The organism is Microbacterium oryzae (assembly GCF_030406385.1).
In the GTDB taxonomy this organism is placed as follows: Bacteria; Actinomycetota; Actinomycetes; order Actinomycetales; family Microbacteriaceae; genus Microbacterium; species Microbacterium oryzae_A.
Genome location: NZ_JAUEPM010000005.1, coordinates 25084 through 41090 on the forward strand (window position 1 = coordinate 25084; position 16007 = coordinate 41090).

At 72.2% G+C, this 16007-nt stretch carries 17 protein-coding genes and 1 tRNA gene; 7 read left to right on the top strand and 11 right to left on the bottom strand.

Going from position 1 to position 16007, the window contains the following annotated elements; all coding sequences use genetic code 11:
- Positions 1 to 99: 99 nt before the first annotated feature.
- The 4 genes from groL to QWJ90_RS08925 all read right to left on the bottom strand — a co-directional run bounded on the left by groL (position 100) and on the right by QWJ90_RS08925 (position 3684).
- Entirely contained in the window at positions 100 to 1719 is a 1620-nt protein-coding gene (gene groL, locus QWJ90_RS08910) for a chaperonin GroEL (protein WP_156243120.1), read from the bottom strand.
- 127 nt (positions 1720 to 1846) lie between these two features.
- Entirely contained in the window at positions 1847 to 2386 is a 540-nt protein-coding gene (locus QWJ90_RS08915; protein ID WP_290107378.1) for a LytR C-terminal domain-containing protein, read from the bottom strand.
- Positions 2387 to 2395: 9 nt separating this feature from the next.
- Entirely contained in the window at positions 2396 to 2668 is a 273-nt protein-coding gene (locus tag QWJ90_RS08920) for a DUF3263 domain-containing protein (protein WP_290107379.1), read from the bottom strand.
- Between the two features lie 35 nt (positions 2669 to 2703).
- Positions 2704 to 3684 carry a DUF2332 domain-containing protein gene (locus tag QWJ90_RS08925; protein WP_290107380.1) on the bottom strand — a complete coding sequence of 327 codons (981 nt, stop codon included), beginning with the start codon at positions 3682 to 3684 and terminating at the stop codon, positions 2704 to 2706.
- 73 nt (positions 3685 to 3757) lie between these two features.
- Between QWJ90_RS08925 and msrB the strand changes: the two genes are divergently transcribed.
- Together msrB and QWJ90_RS08935 are read left to right on the top strand one after the other, a co-directional pair.
- Positions 3758 to 4159, top strand: coding sequence for a peptide-methionine (R)-S-oxide reductase MsrB (msrB, locus tag QWJ90_RS08930; protein WP_290107382.1), 402 nt, complete (start codon positions 3758 to 3760; stop codon positions 4157 to 4159).
- Positions 4156 to 4719 carry a nitroreductase family protein gene (locus QWJ90_RS08935; RefSeq protein ID WP_290107383.1) on the top strand — a complete coding sequence of 188 codons (564 nt, stop codon included), beginning with the start codon at positions 4156 to 4158 and terminating at the stop codon, positions 4717 to 4719. Before msrB ends, QWJ90_RS08935 begins: the two co-directional genes overlap by 4 nt.
- 22 nt (positions 4720 to 4741) lie before the next feature.
- Here QWJ90_RS08935 and QWJ90_RS08940 read toward each other — a convergent pair whose 3' ends face one another.
- Entirely contained in the window at positions 4742 to 5029 is a 288-nt protein-coding gene (locus QWJ90_RS08940) for a hypothetical protein (protein ID WP_290107384.1), read from the bottom strand.
- Positions 5030 to 5338: 309 nt separating this feature from the next.
- On the opposite strand from QWJ90_RS08940, the gene QWJ90_RS08945 reads away from it, so the two are divergent.
- Positions 5339 to 6109, top strand: a complete 771-nt coding sequence (locus QWJ90_RS08945) for a metal-dependent hydrolase (RefSeq protein WP_290107385.1) — start codon at positions 5339 to 5341, stop codon at positions 6107 to 6109.
- 249 nt (positions 6110 to 6358) lie between these two features.
- Here the strand turns inward: QWJ90_RS08945 and QWJ90_RS08950 are convergent.
- Both QWJ90_RS08950 and QWJ90_RS08955 read right to left on the bottom strand, forming a co-directional pair.
- Positions 6359 to 6434, bottom strand: a tRNA-Thr gene (locus QWJ90_RS08950).
- Between the two features lie 52 nt (positions 6435 to 6486).
- Complete coding sequence (locus QWJ90_RS08955; RefSeq protein ID WP_290107386.1) at positions 6487 to 7401, bottom strand: DsbA family protein; 915 nt, start codon at positions 7399 to 7401, stop codon at positions 6487 to 6489.
- Positions 7402 to 7682: 281 nt separating this feature from the next.
- Between QWJ90_RS08955 and QWJ90_RS08960 the strand changes: the two genes are divergently transcribed.
- Positions 7683 to 8780, top strand: a complete 1098-nt coding sequence (locus tag QWJ90_RS08960; protein WP_290107388.1) for an ABC transporter ATP-binding protein — start codon at positions 7683 to 7685, stop codon at positions 8778 to 8780.
- A gap of 73 nt (positions 8781 to 8853) precedes the next feature.
- Positions 8854 to 10134 carry a DUF4032 domain-containing protein gene (locus tag QWJ90_RS08965; RefSeq protein ID WP_290107390.1) on the top strand — a complete coding sequence of 427 codons (1281 nt, stop codon included), beginning with the start codon at positions 8854 to 8856 and terminating at the stop codon, positions 10132 to 10134.
- A 264-nt stretch (positions 10135 to 10398) separates the two neighbouring features.
- On the opposite strand, the gene rlmB is transcribed toward QWJ90_RS08965, so the two are convergent.
- Both rlmB and cysS read right to left on the bottom strand, forming a co-directional pair.
- The gene (gene rlmB, locus QWJ90_RS08970; RefSeq protein ID WP_156243109.1) at positions 10399 to 11373 is read right to left on the bottom strand and encodes a 23S rRNA (guanosine(2251)-2'-O)-methyltransferase RlmB; all 975 of its coding nucleotides are present in this window, start codon (positions 11371 to 11373) and stop codon (positions 10399 to 10401) included.
- Positions 11366 to 12760, bottom strand: a complete 1395-nt coding sequence (gene cysS / locus QWJ90_RS08975; protein ID WP_290107391.1) for a cysteine--tRNA ligase — start codon at positions 12758 to 12760, stop codon at positions 11366 to 11368. Before cysS ends, rlmB begins: the two co-directional genes overlap by 8 nt.
- Before the next feature lie 77 nt (positions 12761 to 12837).
- Here cysS and QWJ90_RS08980 point away from each other — a divergent pair, with 77 nt between their 5' ends.
- Positions 12838 to 13752, top strand: coding sequence for a DMT family transporter (locus tag QWJ90_RS08980; protein ID WP_290107392.1), 915 nt, complete (start codon positions 12838 to 12840; stop codon positions 13750 to 13752).
- Positions 13749 to 14210 carry a GNAT family N-acetyltransferase gene (locus tag QWJ90_RS08985; protein WP_290107394.1) on the top strand — a complete coding sequence of 154 codons (462 nt, stop codon included), beginning with the start codon at positions 13749 to 13751 and terminating at the stop codon, positions 14208 to 14210. The genes QWJ90_RS08980 and QWJ90_RS08985 overlap by 4 nt, the downstream gene beginning before the upstream one ends.
- An 18-nt stretch (positions 14211 to 14228) precedes the next feature.
- Here the strand turns inward: QWJ90_RS08985 and ispD are convergent, their stop codons facing one another.
- Positions 14229 to 15407, bottom strand: coding sequence for a 2-C-methyl-D-erythritol 4-phosphate cytidylyltransferase (gene ispD, locus QWJ90_RS08990; protein ID WP_290107396.1), 1179 nt, complete (start codon positions 15405 to 15407; stop codon positions 14229 to 14231).
- Positions 15408 to 15488: 81 nt separating this feature from the next.
- Positions 15489 to 15974: a CarD family transcriptional regulator gene (locus tag QWJ90_RS08995; RefSeq protein ID WP_290107397.1), complete on the bottom strand. Its 486-nt coding sequence runs from the start codon at positions 15972 to 15974 to the stop codon at positions 15489 to 15491.
- Positions 15975 to 16007 lie beyond the last annotated feature (33 nt).

Below are 16007 nucleotides of genomic sequence, written 5' to 3' on the forward strand. Positions count from 1 at the left end.
GGAGGCAGCAGCCTCCGGACACGCGGAAGGGCCCCTCCTCGCGGAGGGGCCCTTCGTGTGGATGGACGTCAGGCCGTCACCGGCCTCGACCCGTCGGGGTCAGAAGTCCATGCCGCCCGTGGGGTCGGCGGGAGCGGCGGCTGCCTTCTCCGGCTTGTCGGCGACGACGGCCTCCGTGGTGAGGAAGAGGCCGGCGATCGACGCGGCGTTCTGCAGCGCGGAGCGCGTGACCTTCGCCGGGTCGATGATGCCCGCGGCGAACAGGTCGACGTACTCGCCGGTCGCGGCGTTGAGGCCCTGGCCCACGGGGAGCTCGGCGACCTTGTTCGCGACGACGCCGGGCTCGAGGCCCGCGTTGAGTGCGATCTGCTTGAGCGGAGCCTCGATCGCGATCTTCACGATGTTCGCACCGGTCGCCTCGTCGCCCGAGAGCTCGAGGCCCTGGAACGCCACCTTGGCGGCCTGGATGAGGGCGACGCCACCACCGGGGACGATGCCCTCCTCGACGGCCGCCTTCGCGTTGCGGACGGCGTCCTCGATGCGGTGCTTGCGCTCCTTGAGCTCGACCTCGGTCGCCGCGCCCGCCTTGATGACGGCGACGCCGCCGGCGAGCTTCGCGAGGCGCTCCTGGAGCTTCTCGCGGTCGTAGTCGCTGTCGGTGTTCTCGATCTCGCGACGGATCTGCGTGACGCGGCCCTCGATCTGGTCCGCCTCGCCGGCGCCCTCGACGATGGTGGTCTCGTCCTTGGTGATGATGACCTTGCGGGCACGGCCGAGCAGGTCGAGGTCGGTGTTCTCGAGCTTGAGGCCGACCTCCTCGGTGATGACCTGGCCGCCGGTGAGGATCGCGATGTCCTGCAGCTGCGCCTTGCGACGGTCGCCGAAGCCGGGAGCCTTGACGGCGACCGACTTGAAGATGCCGCGGATCTTGTTCAGCACCAGGGTCGCGAGCGCCTCGCCCTCGACGTCCTCGGCGATGATGACGAGCTCCTTGCCCGACTGGATCACCTTGTCGACGACGGGCAGAAGGTCCTTGATGTTGGAGATCTTCTGGTTCGCGATGAGGATGTAGGGGTCCTCGAAGACCGCCTCCTGGCGCTCCGGGTCCGTGACGAAGTACGGGTTCAGGTAGCCCTTGTCGAAGCGCATGCCCTCCGTGAGCTCGAGCTCGGTGCCGAAGGCCTGGGCCTCCTCGACCGTGACGACGCCCTCCTTGCCGACCTTGTCGATCGCCTCGGCGATCAGCTCGCCGATCGAGGGGTCAGCGGCGGAGATCGAAGCCGTGGCGGCGATCTGCTCCTTGGACTCGATCTCCTTGGCGCTGGAGAGCAGCTCGTCGGTGACGGCCTTGACGGCCTTCTCGATGCCGCGCTTCAGGCTGATGGGGTCGGCGCCCGCGGCGACGTTGCGAAGGCCCTCGCGGACCAGCGCCTGGGCGAGGACGGTGGCCGTCGTCGTGCCGTCACCGGCGACGTCGTCGGTCTTCTTCGCGACCTCCTTGACGAGCTCAGCGCCGATCTTCTCGTACGGGTCGTCGAGCTCGATCTCCTTGGCGATGGAGACGCCGTCGTTCGTGATGGTGGGGGCGCCCCACTTCTTCTCGAGTACGACGTTGCGACCACGCGGGCCGAGCGTCACCTTGACGGCGTCGGCCAGCGTGTTGAGGCCGCGCTCGAGGCCGCGACGGGCCTCTTCGTCGAAAGCGATGATCTTTGCCATGTGTTTGTCGTCCCTCCCGGACGTAGGTATGGGTTTAGCACTCTCTCAACGGGAGTGCTAATGCCATTTTGGCACTCGACCCCACCGAGTGCAAGCCGGAATCGCGGCGGATCGCGAGGGGTCCCGGTCAGCGAGCGGCCGCGCGGTCCAGCCCGACGACCACCGTCAGCTGCTTCTCGCCCGCCGCGCTGTAGGTGGTGCTCTCGGCCACCTCCGCCGTGCCGATCGCCTCGGCCAGGCCGCGGGCGGCCGCCTCGTCATCGGGGGCCGCGTAGAACACGGTCGTCGCCTCGAAGTCGGTCGTCTCGGAGTCGGCCGTCGTGAGCGCGTCCTCGGCGAAGCCGGCGGCCGCGAGCTGGTCGGCGACCTCGTCGTCGAGGCCCTCGGTGGCGGTGCCGTTGAGGATGAGCACCGAGTAGGAGGTGTCGACGACGGGGTCGGTCGTCTGCACCGCCGACGGCTGCGTCGAGGTGGTCGGCGCGGTGCTCTGGTGCGACAGCTGCAGGAAGACGACGATGCCGACGATCATGAGGACGACTGTGGCGACCGCCGCCCACAGGAGCATCGCGGCCGTGCCCAACCCCGGGTTCTCCGCGCGATGCGCGCCGACGCGTCCCGATGTGCGGGGGATCTCGTCGAAGCGGTCCCGGGGGTAGCTGCTCGGCATCCCTCGATGCTATCGGGCGGTCTCGGTGGATCCGCTGGCGACGCGGAGGCGCGCGGCGGCGCGCTCATCCCGCACGCGGCGCAGCCGGTTCACGAGCAGCGGATCCGCGGCGAGCGCGGCCTCGGTGTCGATGAGCCGGCCCAGCAGCTGGTAGTACCGCGCCGGCGTCAGCGCGAGCTGCGCGCGGATCGCCTCCTCCTTCGCGCCGCCGTGCCCGGTCCAGCTCGCCTCGAAGGCGAGGATGGCGCGGTCGCGGTCATCGAGGTCGAGTGCGGACGGCATCCCCCGAGGCTACGACCGCCGAGGGCCGCCCCCGTTCAGGCTCGCCACTCGACGCGCGCCCCCAGCGAGTCGGCCGCGGCGAGCACTCGGCCGTCGAGGGCGAGCGCGAAACCGCCGGGCCACGTGCCGCGATCGATCGGCTCGGTCCATCCGCCGTGCAGACCGGGAGCATCGAGCGTGATCCACCGCGCGTCCATCTCCCGGATGGCGGTGATCAGCGCGTCGCGGCGCGCGCGCGGCAGATAGGGCAGCACGCCGGGCGTCGAGATGACGAGCGTCGCCTCACGGGGAGCGCCGGCGGCGACGGTGCGCAGGAGCGCCACGTCGCCCGCGTCGCCCGACACGAGCAGCGGCGGATCGGCGGCGGCGATGTCGAGGGCCGCCTCGATCCGCTCGCGCCGCCCGTGCTCACCCGGCCACACCAGCGTCGTGAGCCAGGCGCGGTCGGCATCGCTGCACGGGTCGCGCGGCTCCAGGTCGATGCCCGCGCGCCACACGATCTCGGGCACCCGGAGCGAAGCCCGGGGCCCGGCCCACTCCGCCGAGAGCACGACGCAGGATGGCCCGTCCGCCGGATCCACCGCCATCCTTCCGCCGGCGGAATCGGCATAGCGATAGGAGTAGCGATCGGGATACAGGCACAGGCCGCCGGAGGCGCCGAGCTCGAGGAGGGCGATCGGCCCGTCGACGAGCGACAGAGCGGGGAGCAGCGCCGCACACCGCAGGGGCTCGTTGGTCTGCAGGCTGCGGCGCGCGCACTCGCCGACGATCTCGTCGGCGTGGGCGAGGACGAAGGCGGCCCAGTCGGCCGGGTCGAGCGGAGCCCCCAGCAGCCGCGTGACGGCGAACACGAGCGGGGGCTGGCGGTGCGCGGCCGGAATGCGGGCGAGAACGCCGGCGAGCGCGTCGTCCGATGCCACCTCGAGCGCATACTCCTCGTACACGTGCGAGCGCCCAGGGGCCTCGTCCGCGGCGAAGCGCGCGAAGCGCTCCCTGACCTGCTCGACCTCGTCCATCCCGGCCATTCTCCCCCGTGCGCCTGCCCCTCCGCCCGGCCCCGGCCATCGGCTGCGGCAGTAGAATCGGCGTATGTCGTACCAGGTCGAGAAGTCGGATGAGCAGTGGCGCGAGGAGCTCTCGCCCGAGCAGTACGCGGTGCTGCGCGAGGCCGGGACCGAGCGGCCGTGGACGGGTGAGCTCCTCGACGAGGAGCGCGCGGGTCTCTACACCTGTGCGGCGTGCGGCTCCGAGCTGTTCCAGAGCGGCACGAAGTTCGACTCCCACTGCGGATGGCCGAGCTTCTACGAGTCGGTCCGGCCCGAGGCCGTGCAGCTGCTCGAGGACAACAGCCACGGCATGGTGCGCACCGAGGTCCGCTGCGCGAACTGCGGCTCGCACCTCGGGCACGTCTTCCCCGACGGCTTCGGCACCCCGACCGGCGACCGCTACTGCATGAACTCGCTGTCGCTGAACTTCACGCCCGAGGCGTGAGCGCGACGACCGCGGGCTCGGCGCTGGAATCCGCCCGGGCCCGCCGCTCCTGGTCGAAGGTCACCGACGACGCGCCAACGCGCGAGGAGCTGCTGCCGCTGATCGCCGCGGCGTCGCGCGTCGCCGACCACGCGAATCTCGCGCCGTGGCGGCTCATCGAGCTGCGCGGCGACGACCGGATGCGGCTCGGTCGGGCGATCGGCGAGGCGACCGGCGACGGTCCCTCCACGAAGCCGCTGCGCGCGCCGCTTCTCATCGCGATCGTCTCGAGCCCCAAGCCGAGCGACAAGGTCGAGGAGTGGGAGCAGGAGGCTGTCGCCTCGGGCGTGGCGCACATGCTGAGCCTCCTCCTCGACGAGGCGGGGTGGGGCGTCATGTGGCGCACCGGCGGATTCGTCCGCTCTGCCGCCGTGGCGAAGGCGCACGGCCTCACGCGCCGCGAGAAGCTGCTCGGCTGGCTGTACGTCGGCGGTCGCCCGCCGCGCGAGCGGGAGGCGTTCCGCGCCGCGGTCGACCCCGATCGCGTGCTCGGGCGGATGCCCGGCGGAGACCCCCGGTAGCTCGAGCCCAGGCGGGTCGCGCTCAGACGAGCGCGGGGCGCGCGCGACGGCGGTTGCGGGTCGAGCGCACGCGCGCCGCGGGCGAGGCGGGCTTCGCCCGCTCCTCGAGCACGCCGAGAGCGGCGGCCAGGGAGGCGTACTCCCCGATCGGCAGGCTGTGGCGGTCGTGCGCGAAGTGGCGGTGTCCGTCGATCGTCACGAAGCCGGCGAACTCGCCGGCGTGCGTGGCGACGAAAACGTCGTCTGCCGCCTGCTTCCAGGCAAGCGGCTCACCGGTATGGTGCGGGTCGTGGAGGCGGGGCATGGTCATGTTCACTCTTCTCGTCTGATGCGGGCACCCACGGGCGGATGGCCCGGATGCGACGGCCTCAGCGACTGCCGCTCGCTTCGGTGCGGCGGATGGCGCTGGGCCGGTGAGCTGAGGCGAGGGCCGTGAGAGGCGGCGAGTTCGCACTGCAAGCTCCGGTCAGTCTACCCGAGCGGGGCTGGGAGGGCGCCGGACGTGCTGGAGCGGTGTTCGCGCCGCCGGGCCGATGTCTGCGGTCGGACATAGCCTGGCGGTCGTCCCGACGGCGTGACGCGCAGTCACCCCGAACCTTTCGAAGGAGCATCCGCCACCATGATGGGGACCTCTCATGCCGCCAGCGGTGCCGCCGCGTGGATCGCCCTCACCGCCACGGCCCTTCCCGCCGTCGGCGTCCACGAGCTGACGCCCGCCGCGGTTCTCCTCGGCGCGCCCATCGCCGCGGGCGCGGCGCTCCTGCCCGATGCCGATCACCACAGCGCGACCGTGGCCCGCGCGGTTCCCGTCGCCGGCCGACTGGCCGCCGAGGTGCTCGGGGCGGTGTCCGGCGGGCATCGCAAGGGCATGCACTCGCTGCTGGCGGTCGCCGCCGTGATGATCGGCATGCGCTACCTCGGCCAGATCGTCTGGCAGCCCGGCGGCGACGCTGACCCGTTCCTCCTCGGCGTCGCGCTGGCCGTCGCAGCATGCACGGCGCCCGCGCTCAAGGCGCTCCGCATCGCCCGGCGCTGGGGGCCCGCCTGGCTGGGCGGCACCGCACTCGGCGCCATCGCGGGTCTGCTCGCCCCCGAGCAGCTGACGTGGCTGCCGTGGTGCCTCGGCGTCGGCTACGTCGCGCACATCATCGGCGACCTGCTGACGACGGGCGGTGTGCCCTTCCTCTGGCCCATCCGCATCCCCTCGCCCCGCTGGGCCCGGCGCACTCCCCTGCTGCGTCACATCTGGCTGCGCGGCGGCGGTATCGCCGTCCCGGTGCTCGGGGACACGGGGTCGGGGCGCGAGAAGCTGCTGGCGCTGGGACTCAGCGCCTATGCGCTCTGGGGCGTCTGCGCGGAAGCCGCCACGGCCATCCGCCCGGGGAGCTGATCCGTTCCGCGCTCGACGCGGCCGGGAGACGACGACGCCTCCCCCGGGGGGTCTTCACCCAGGAGAGGCGTCGGCAGGGCAGGCGTGTGTCGTAGCCGAACTACGCCCCCGATTGGCCCTGCGATGAGCGGTCCCCGCACGCGCCTCTGGGAAACGCACGGCGTGAAGGGTCCGCTCGCCGATCAGCCTAGTTCACGGCGAGAGCGGTCGCGTCCGCCGGGATCCCATCCGCGTGGTCTCGCGGAGATGTGGTGCCGGCTACCGGGTTCGAACCGATGACCCCCTGTTTACAAGACAGGTGCTCTACCAACTGAGCTAAGCCGGCGACGGCCCCGAAGGGACCAGGAAAGCATACCGCCGCGCGACGGCCGCTCCCGCTACTCGGCGGGCGCGGGCGTCGGCGTCGCGGTGGAGTAGTACGCGTCGCTCGACACCGTGAGCACGAACTGGGCGAACTCGGCCGGGTCGTCGAGCTGCCCCTGGTAGGGCCGGCCGTTCACGAGGATCATCGGCGCACCGGCGAGCTCGACGCCGTCGGTGTCGGGCAGCGGATTCTCGAGCACGTCCTGCGTGGTGTCGCTCGCCCAGGTGACGAAATCCTCGTTCTCGATGCAGTCGCGCACGGCGTCCGCGTCGTCCGCGCCCACGGCGGCGGCCATGGAGGCGAGCTCGTCGTCGGTGTAGCCGTCGCTGTCGGCGGAGGGCTGATCTACGAGCAGGGCGTGGTTATAGGCGAGGGCGGCTTCGGGCGAATGCGTCCGCACACAGGCCACGGCCCCCGCTGCGCGCAGGGAGTACTTGGTGCCGTTGGACTTCGCGGTGAGGAGGGCGACGGGGTGGTAGGCGAGATCTGCCGCACCCTGCGAGACCCACTCGGCGAGCTGCGCGGCATTCGTCTGCTCGAACTCCGCCGACCCCTCCGAGAGGTAGTCGACGTAGACGCGGATGCTCACCGCCGACGCGGACGAGCCCGAGGCGCTGCCGGCTTCGGGAGCGGGCTCCTCGGTCTGCAGCGAGGTGGTGGCCATGGGAGTGAGGTCATCGCCCTCGCCCACGACGAGGCCGTTGTCGTCGAGGTTCTCGGGCGACAGCGTCGGCCGGTTCAGCGCGGGGAGCACGGCGCTCGTCACGGCGAACGCGATGGCCACGACGGCTGCGACGACCACCAGCGCGATCCCGCCGCGGCGCAGCGCCTTCGCTCGCGTCTGCCTGGCCTGGACCTTCTGCGCTTTCTCCCGCACGGCGTCGCGTCGCTCGCTGCCCGCGGGAACGATCGGATTCTCGTTCGTCATCGCCTGCTGCACTCCCCCTCGCCGCCTCGGGTTCAGGGCGGTCGACCTCGACGATGCTAGATCGAGTCACTGAGAAACACCCACGCAGAAGGTGCACGAATGCCGCCTTTCCCACACGTGCGGCCACCGCCATCCGCTGGTCGGGAAAGCGATTCCCCCCAAAGTCGCCGATCGATGTCATACTGTCCCCAGGTCCAACGACGGACCTACGGCGGCTCACCCCGTCGGTTCCATTCACTACGGATCGTCCGGCACGTACCTGCCGGTGAAGGAGAACAGACATGGCCAGTGTCACTTTCGACGACGCCACGCGCCTCTACCCCGGCGGCACGCGCCCCGCGGTGGACAACCTCAACCTCGAAGTGGGCGACGGCGAGTTCCTCGTCCTGGTCGGCCCCTCGGGCTGCGGGAAGTCCACGTCGCTGCGCATGCTCGCGGGCCTCGAGGAGGTCAACGACGGCCGCATCCTCATCGGCGACCGTGACGTCACCGACGTGCCGCCGAAGGACCGCGACATCGCGATGGTCTTCCAGAACTACGCGCTGTACCCGCACATGACCGTCGCCGAGAACATGGGCTTCGCGCTCAAGATCGCCGGCGTGAACAAGGACGAGCGTGCGAAGCGCGTGCAGGACGCGGCGAAGCTCCTCGACCTCGAGCAGTACCTCAACCGCAAGCCGAAGGCCCTCTCGGGTGGTCAGCGTCAGCGCGTCGCGATGGGACGAGCGATCGTCCGCGAGCCGCAGGTGTTCCTCATGGACGAGCCGCTGTCGAACCTCGACGCCAAGCTCCGCGTGCAGACCCGCACGCAGATCGCGTCGCTGCAGCGCCGCCTCGGCGTCACCACGGTCTACGTCACGCACGACCAGACCGAGGCGCTGACGATGGGCGACCGCATCGCCGTGCTCAAGGACGGCGTGCTCCAGCAGGTCGGCACCCCGCGCGACCTCTACGAGAAGCCGAACAACGTGTTCGTCGCCGGCTTCATCGGCTCGCCCGCGATGAACCTCTTCCCCGCCCCGATCGCCCAGGGCGGCATCGCCTTCGGCACGCGCGTGGTCCCCGTCGAGTCCACCGCGCTCAACCGCGCGCACGGCTCGCAGGTCACCGTCGGCGTCCGCCCCGAGGACTTCATCGTCGGCCCCGCCGGCGCTGACGGCCTCGCCGTCAAGGTGGACCTCGTCGAGGAGCTCGGCGCGGACGGCTACCTCTACGGCCACGTCGAGGGCTCCGACGCGCAGATCGTCGCGCGCGTCGACGGCCGCGCGCACCCCATGGCCGGCGAGACCGTCTCGCTCCTGCCGACGCCCGACCACATCCACGTCTTCGACGCGGAGACCGGCGAGCGCCTGCTCGACAAGGCGATCGCCTCCGCCTGAGCCACGAACCGCGGCGCGGTCGGACCTCCTGGTCCGGCCGCGCCGTCGGCGTTTCTGCGAGAGGATCGTGAGCATGCCCGACTCCCTTCGCATCACCGCCGCCGAGATCGATCCTCAGCTGCTGACACTGCCCTGGCGCATCCCGCTCGCGGACTGGCCCAGCAGCGCCATCGTGAAGCTGCCGAAGGGCATCTCGCGCCACATCGTGCGCTTCAGCCAGCTGTCGGAGACCGTCATCGCCGTCAAGGAGACGACCGCGGAGATGGCGCAGCGCGAGTACGACCTGCTGGGGGCGCTGCAGCGGCTCGAGGCGCCGTGCGTCCGTCGCGTCGCCGTCATCGACGGGCGCACCGACGAGCAGGGGCGGCCGCTGCCGGCGGCCCTCGTGACCGCGCACCTGAAGTTCTCCATGCCGTACCGCGCGCTCTTCACGCAGACGCTGCGCCCCGACACCGCCACCCGGCTCGTCGACGCCCTCGCGCTGCTCCTCGTGCGCGTGCACAAGGTCGGCTTCCGCTGGGGCGACGTGTCGCTCTCCAACACCCTCTTCCGACGCGATGCCGGCGCGTTCGCCGCGTACCTCGTCGATGCCGAGACCGGCGACATCTACGAGGGCGGGCTGACGGATGGCCAGCGCGAGCACGACATCGACATCGCGCGGACGAACATCGCCGGGGAGATCATGGATCTCGAGGCCGGCGGCCGGGTGGAGATCGGCGTGGACGCGGTCGAGGTCGCCGACCAGCTCGTCGCGACCTACCGCGAGCTGTGGTCGGCCCTCACCGAGGCGCAGTCGTTCGCCCTCACCGAGGCGTGGCGGATCACCGAGCGCGTGGAGCGGCTCAACGCCCTCGGCTTCGACATCGACGAGATGACCATCGAGACGGACCCCGACGGCACGCGGGTGTCCATCCAGCCGAAGGTCGTCGACGCCGGCCACCACCGGCGCCGGCTCCTCCGCCTCACCGGCCTCGACGCCGAGGAGAACCAGGCCCGCCGCCTGCTCAACGACCTCGACGAGTACCGGTCGCGCACGGCGCGGAGCCGCGACGAGGACGTGGCAGCCCACGAGTGGCTCACCCGCGTCTTCGAGCCCGTGGTCCGCGCCATCCCGTATGAGCTGCGCACGAAGCTCGAGCCGGCGGAGGTGTTCCACCAGGTGCTCGAGCACCGGTGGCACCTGTCGCAGCAGCGCGGCGCCTCGGTGCCGCTCGCGGAGACCCTCACGAGCTACATCCGCGACGTGCTCCGGCACCGGCGCGACGAGGCCACGATCATGGGCCCCCTCACCGAGACCCTCACCTCGACGATGTCGACGACCGGCCCCACGCGCGACTGGCGCGACCTCGTCTGAGACGGCGGACGGCCCCGTTCGCGCGAGTGGCGGACGGACCCGCTCCCGCAAGTGCGACCATCCGCTCCCGCAAGTGGACCGAGACCGCGCCTCCGCTCCGCCTCCGCGCCGGCGCTCCGAGACAGCGCGCGCTGCACGCGGTCTCGGAGCGTTCATGCGGTCCGCGAGCGCGAAGGCGGTCTCAGGACGCCTGCTGCGCGGCCTGGCACGGCGAAGGCCCCGGTCCCTTCGGACCGGGGCCTTGCGCGTGCGCGAAGCGGCGGACTACGCCTGAGCGGCCCGGATCGTCGACACCTGGTACAGCGCGACGGACGCGGCGATGCCGGCGTTCAACGACTCCGTGACGTCGGAGATCGGAATCGACACGACCTGGTCGCACGTCTCGGTGACGAGGCGCGACAGTCCCTTGCCCTCGCTGCCGACGACGATCACAACGGGCCGATCGGCGAGCTCGATGGACGGCAGCGACACGTCGCCCTCGCCGTCGAGTCCGAGGACGAACACGCCCTGCTTCTTGAACTCCTTGAGCGTGGTCGTGAGGTTCGGCGCGATGGCGACCGGGATGCGCGCGGCGGCGCCGGCGCTCGTCTTCCAGGCGGCCGAGTTCACCCCGGCCGAGCGCCGCTGCGGCACGATGACGCCGTGGCCGCCGAACGCGCCCGTCGAGCGGATGATCGCGCCCAGGTTGCGCGGGTCGGTGATGCCGTCGAGGGCGATGAACAGCGGCGTGCGCCCGCGGTCGATGACCTCCTCGAGGAGGTCCTGCGGGTGCGCGTACTCGTACGGCGGCACCTTCAGGGCGACGCCCTGGTGCACCCCGTCGAACCCGGCCATCCGGTCGAGCTCGGGCCGGGTGACCTCGAGCACGGGGATGTCGCGGTTGCGGGCGATGACGAGCATCTCCTTGACGCGGTCGTCCATCTCCACGCGCTGGGCGATGTAGAGGGCGGTCGCGGGGATCTTCGCGCGCAGCGCCTCGAGCACGCTGTTGCGCCCGGTGACGTTCTCGGTGTCGTCCTTCGGGCGCGCGCTGCGCTGCGCGGGCTTCTGCGCACCGCCGCCGCGCTTCGCGTTCAGGCGCTCTGCCGACTGCTTGCGCTTGTGCGCGACGTGGTACGGCCGGTCCTCGGCCTTCGGGGTCGGGCCCTTGCCCTCGAGCGAACGGCGGTTCTTCCCGCCGGTGCCCTTCGTGGGGCCCTTCTTGCCCTTCGCGGCGCCGGGCCGTCCTGGCTTAGCCATTGATACTCCAAGTGGTTCCGTGTGCGGTGTCTTCGAGGGCGATGCCCGCGGCCGCGAACGCGTCGCGGATGCGGTCGGCACCGGCCCAGTCCTTCGCGGCGCGCGCCTGCGCGCGCTGAGCGATGAGCTGCTCGACGAGCGCGGAGAGGGATTCCGCCGCGGGTCCGTCACCGGATGCCCGCGCGAGTGCGCCGAGCGGATCCAGACCCAGGACATCCATCATGGCGGAGACGGCTGAGAACGCGCCTCGCGCACCCGCTTCGTCCCCCGCATCGAGGGCGGTGTTCCCCGCGCGCACCGTCTCGTGCACGACCGCGAGCGCCTGGGGCACCCCGAGGTCGTCGTCCATCGCGGCGACGAACGCCTCGGGCAGCGCGGCTGCGACAGCGCCGGCCTCGTGCGCGCGCAGGAAGCGCTCGAGGAACGTGCGGATGCGCGAGAGCGCGGCCTCCGCCTCCCGCCACGACGAAGCCGTGAGGTCGAGGTTCGAGCGGTAGTGAGCCGTGGCCAGCGCGTATCGGACGACCAGCGGGTCGTGCGCGTCGAGGACGTCGGACGCGAGCGTGAAGTTGCCCAGCGACTTCGACATCTTCTGGCCGTCCACCGTCACGAGGCCGTTGTGCACCCAGTAGCGGGCGAAGGCGTCTCCGGCCGCGGTCGACTGCGCGAGCTCGTTCTCGTGATGCGGGAAGCGCAGGTCGAGGCCGCCACCGTGGATGTCGAACTCGGCGCCGAGGTACCGCCGCGCCATCGCGGAGCACTCGATGTGCCATCCGGGGCGTCCTCGGCCCCACGGCGAGGCCCAGGTCGCGCTGCCCGGCTCGCCCTCCTTCGCGCCCTTCCAGAGCGCGAAGTCGTGCGGGTCGCGCTTGCCGCGCGGATCGGCGTCGGCGGCGTCCTCCATCGCGTCGACGGACTGGCGCGTGAGGGCTCCGTAGCCGGGCCAGGAGCGGACATCGAAGTAGACGTCGCCCGCGGCGGCATAGGCGTGCCCGCGGTCGATGAGCTCCTGGATGAGCTCCTGCATCTGCGGGATCGACCCCGTGGCCCGGGGCTCGTACGTCGGCGGGAGGACGCCGATGGCGGCGTAGGCGGCCGCAAACTCCTGCTCGATGCGGTAGGCGAGCGCCCACCACGGCTCGTCGCCCGTCGCGTTCGCGAGCACCTTGTCGTCGATGTCCGTGACGTTCCGCACGAAGGTGACGCGAGGATGCCGCACCGCCAGCCACCGGCGCAGCAGGTCGAAGGCGAGCGCGGCGCGGAGGTGGCCGATGTGCGGCCCGGACTGCACCGTCGGCCCGCAGACGTAGAGGGTCACGTTCTCCGGATCGAGGGGCGCGAAGTCGCGCAGGGCCTGCGCGCGGGTGTCGTACAGCCGGAGGGTCACCCTCTCAGACTACTGGCCGCGCTCCTGCGCGCCCCGGCGGAATGGGCGTTTGGAGCTCGCCCGTGTAGAACCGTAGGGTGCCTCCCGTCCTCGCCGTGCTGGCCGCCGCCGTGCTGTTCGGCACCACCGGCACCTCGCAGGCGCTCGGGCCGGAGGGCGCGACCCCGCTCGGCGTGGGAGCCGCCCGCGTCGCGGTCGGCGGCGTCGCGCTGGCGCTCGTCGCCGCGATCGCCGGCGCGCGAGGGCGGGCGCGCGGTCTCCTCGGGTCGCCGCGCCTCACCGGGCGCTCGGCGCTTCTCATGGGGGTCGCCGGCGCCTGCCTCTTCTCCTATCAGCCGCTGTTCTTCCTCGGCACGTCGGCCAACGGCGTCGCGGTGGGAACCGTCATCGCCCTCGGCTCCGCCCCCGTGCTCGCGGGCGCGCTCGAGTGGGCGCTCACGCGCCGCTGCCCCGGGGGCCTCTGGCTCGCCGCCACGGCGCTGGCGACCTCGGGCGTCGCCGTCCTCGCGCTCGGCGGGCAGAGCGACGCGACGACCTCGCCCGTCGGCGTGGCCGCCTCGGTCGGCGCCGGCGCCTCGTTCGCGGTCTTCACGGTGTCGCAGCGTCGCCTGCTCGACGACGGATGGCGGCCGCTCACGATCATGGGCGCGGCCGGTGCGGTCGCGGCGCTGCTCGCCGTCGCGCTTCTGCTCCCGCAGGACGTGACATGGCTCGCCGAGCCGCGGGGGACGGCCGTCGCCCTCTGGCTGGGACTCGTCACGACCGCGCTCGCCTACACCGCGTTCACCTGGGGCCTCCAGGGGGTGCGCGCGGCGACGGCGGCGACCCTCACCCTGGCGGAACCGCTCACGGCGAGCGTGCTCGGCCTCGCCGTCCTGGGCGAGCGGCTCACCCTGCTCGCCGCCGCCGGCATCCTGGTGCTCGCCTCGGGCCTGACCCTCACCGCCTGGGGAGCCCGCCGCCCCCGCAACCCACGACAGGAGATCGCGTGACCATCACCATCCGCCCCGCCGACCTGGCCGAGCCGCGCACCCGCGCACTCGCCGAGCTCCACCTCGCCGGCATGCTCGCGGGCACCCCGGCCGAGAGCGTGCACGCCCTCGACCTCTCGGGCCTGCAGCACGCCGCCGTCACGGCGTGGGCGGCATGGATCGACCCGGAGGTGGCGGGCATCGCGGCCCTCAAGGCGCTCGACGCCGAACGCGGTGAGCTGAAGTCGTTCCGCACGGACCCCGCCCATCTCGGTCGCGGCGTCGCGCGCGCGCTCCTGCGCCACATCGTCGCGGACGCCCGCTCCCGCGGCATGACATCGCTGTGGCTGGAGACCGGCAGCGACGCGGCGTTCCTGCCCGCGCGGCGGCTGTACGGCAGCGAGGGCTTCGTGGAGTGCGAGCCCTTCGAGGGCTACCGGCCTGACCCGCTGTCGACCTTCATGACGCGTGCGCTGTGACGCCCGCCGCGTGACGCGTCAGCCGCGGTAGACGACCGCCACGGCGAAGGCCTGCACGCCGGCGTCGGCCGTGAAGCCGAGGCCATCGGTCGTCGTCGCCGCGACACTGACGGGAACGCCGCCGAGCGCGGCAGACAGGGCTGCCTCGGCCTCCGCGCGGCGGGGCGCGAACTTCGGCCGCGCTGCCTGCACCTGCACCGAGACGTTGCCGATCGCCCATCCCTCGGCGGCGAGGTGCGCGCGGGTGTCGGCGAGGAAGGCCGCCCCGTGCGCTCCGGCGAACTCCGGCCGGTCCGTGCCGAAGCGGCCGCCGATGTCGCCGAGGCCCGCCGCCGACAGCAGCGCGTCGACGATCGCATGCGAGACGGCGTCGCCGTCGGAGTGCCCGGACAGCGCGCGCTCGCCCGGCCATTCCAGGCCGGCCAGCCACAGCGCGCCCTCGCCGCCGAAGGCGTGCACGTCGGTTCCGACGCCGACGCGCGGCAGAGCGGCGTTGGCCCTGGCTGCGCCGACGAGGGAGCGCGCGCGCTCGAGGTCGTCGGGAGTGGTGATCTTGAACGCGCGCTGGTCACCCGCCACCGTGGCGATCGGATGGCCGGCGGCCGCGACGAGCGCGGAGTCGTCGGTGTACTCGACGTCGGCGACGCGGTACGCGGCCTCCAGCACATCGCGGCGGAAGCCCTGCGGCGTCTGCGCGGCCGCCAGCTGCGAGCGGTCGACGACGGCGGTCACGGTCTCGCCCTCGACCCGCTTGATGGTGTCGACGACGGGCAACACGGGAACGACCCCCCACCCGGTACGCTCCACGGCCTCGACCACCCGGTCGATGAGCGCGGCCGGCGCCAGCGCGCGGGCGGCGTCGTGCACGAGCACGATCTCGACATCGGGCCAGACCGCCGCGAGCCCGGCCGCGACGGACTCCTGTCGCGTGAGCCCGCCCGCGACGACGGAGAAGAGGTCACGGCGGTCACCGGCGGCAGCCTGCGCGTCCGCGAGCGCCTCCCCGGTGCGCTCCTCGGGCGCGACGATGACGACCTGCGCGGGCTGGGCGTCGAACACGCCGCGCAGGCAATGGCGCAGGATCGTCAGCGCGTCGAGCCCGACGAAGGCCTTCGGAGCACCGGCCTGGAGGCGGGTGCCGGATCCGGCGGCGACGACGATGACGGCGACACGGGGCGAGGGCGCGAAGGTGGTCACGCCCTCACGCTACCCGCGCGGACGGCCGACGGCCCGGCTCACCGAGGGTGAGCCGGGCCGTCCGGGAATCGCGTGGAGCGGTCAGCTGCTCGCGAGCACCTCGTCGAGGAGCTCGGCTGCCCGCTCCTCCTCGACCTTCTCCGCAAGCGCGAGCTCGGAGACGAGGATCTGCCGGGCCTTCGCGAGCATCCGCTTCTCGCCCGCGGAGAGCCCGCGGTCCTGGTCTCGACGCCACAGGTCGCGCACGACCTCGCTCACCTTGATCACGTCGCCCGAGGCGAGCTTCTCGAGGTTCGCCTTGTAGCGACGCGACCAGTTCGTCGGCTCCTCGGTGAACGGCGCACGCAGCACCTCGAAGACCTTGTCGAGCCCCTCCTGGCCGATGACGTCCCGCACGCCGACCAGGTCGACGTTGTCGGCGGGAACCTCGATGACGAGGTCGCCCTGCGTGACGTTCAGCTTGAGGTAGATCTTCTCCTCGCCCTTGATGACGCGGGTCTTGACTTCGGTGATCGTCGCGGCCCCGTGATGGGGGTAGACGACGGTCTCGCCAACCTCAAAAAGCATAGAAATGTGTCCTTTCGGCGATCTCCAGGATAT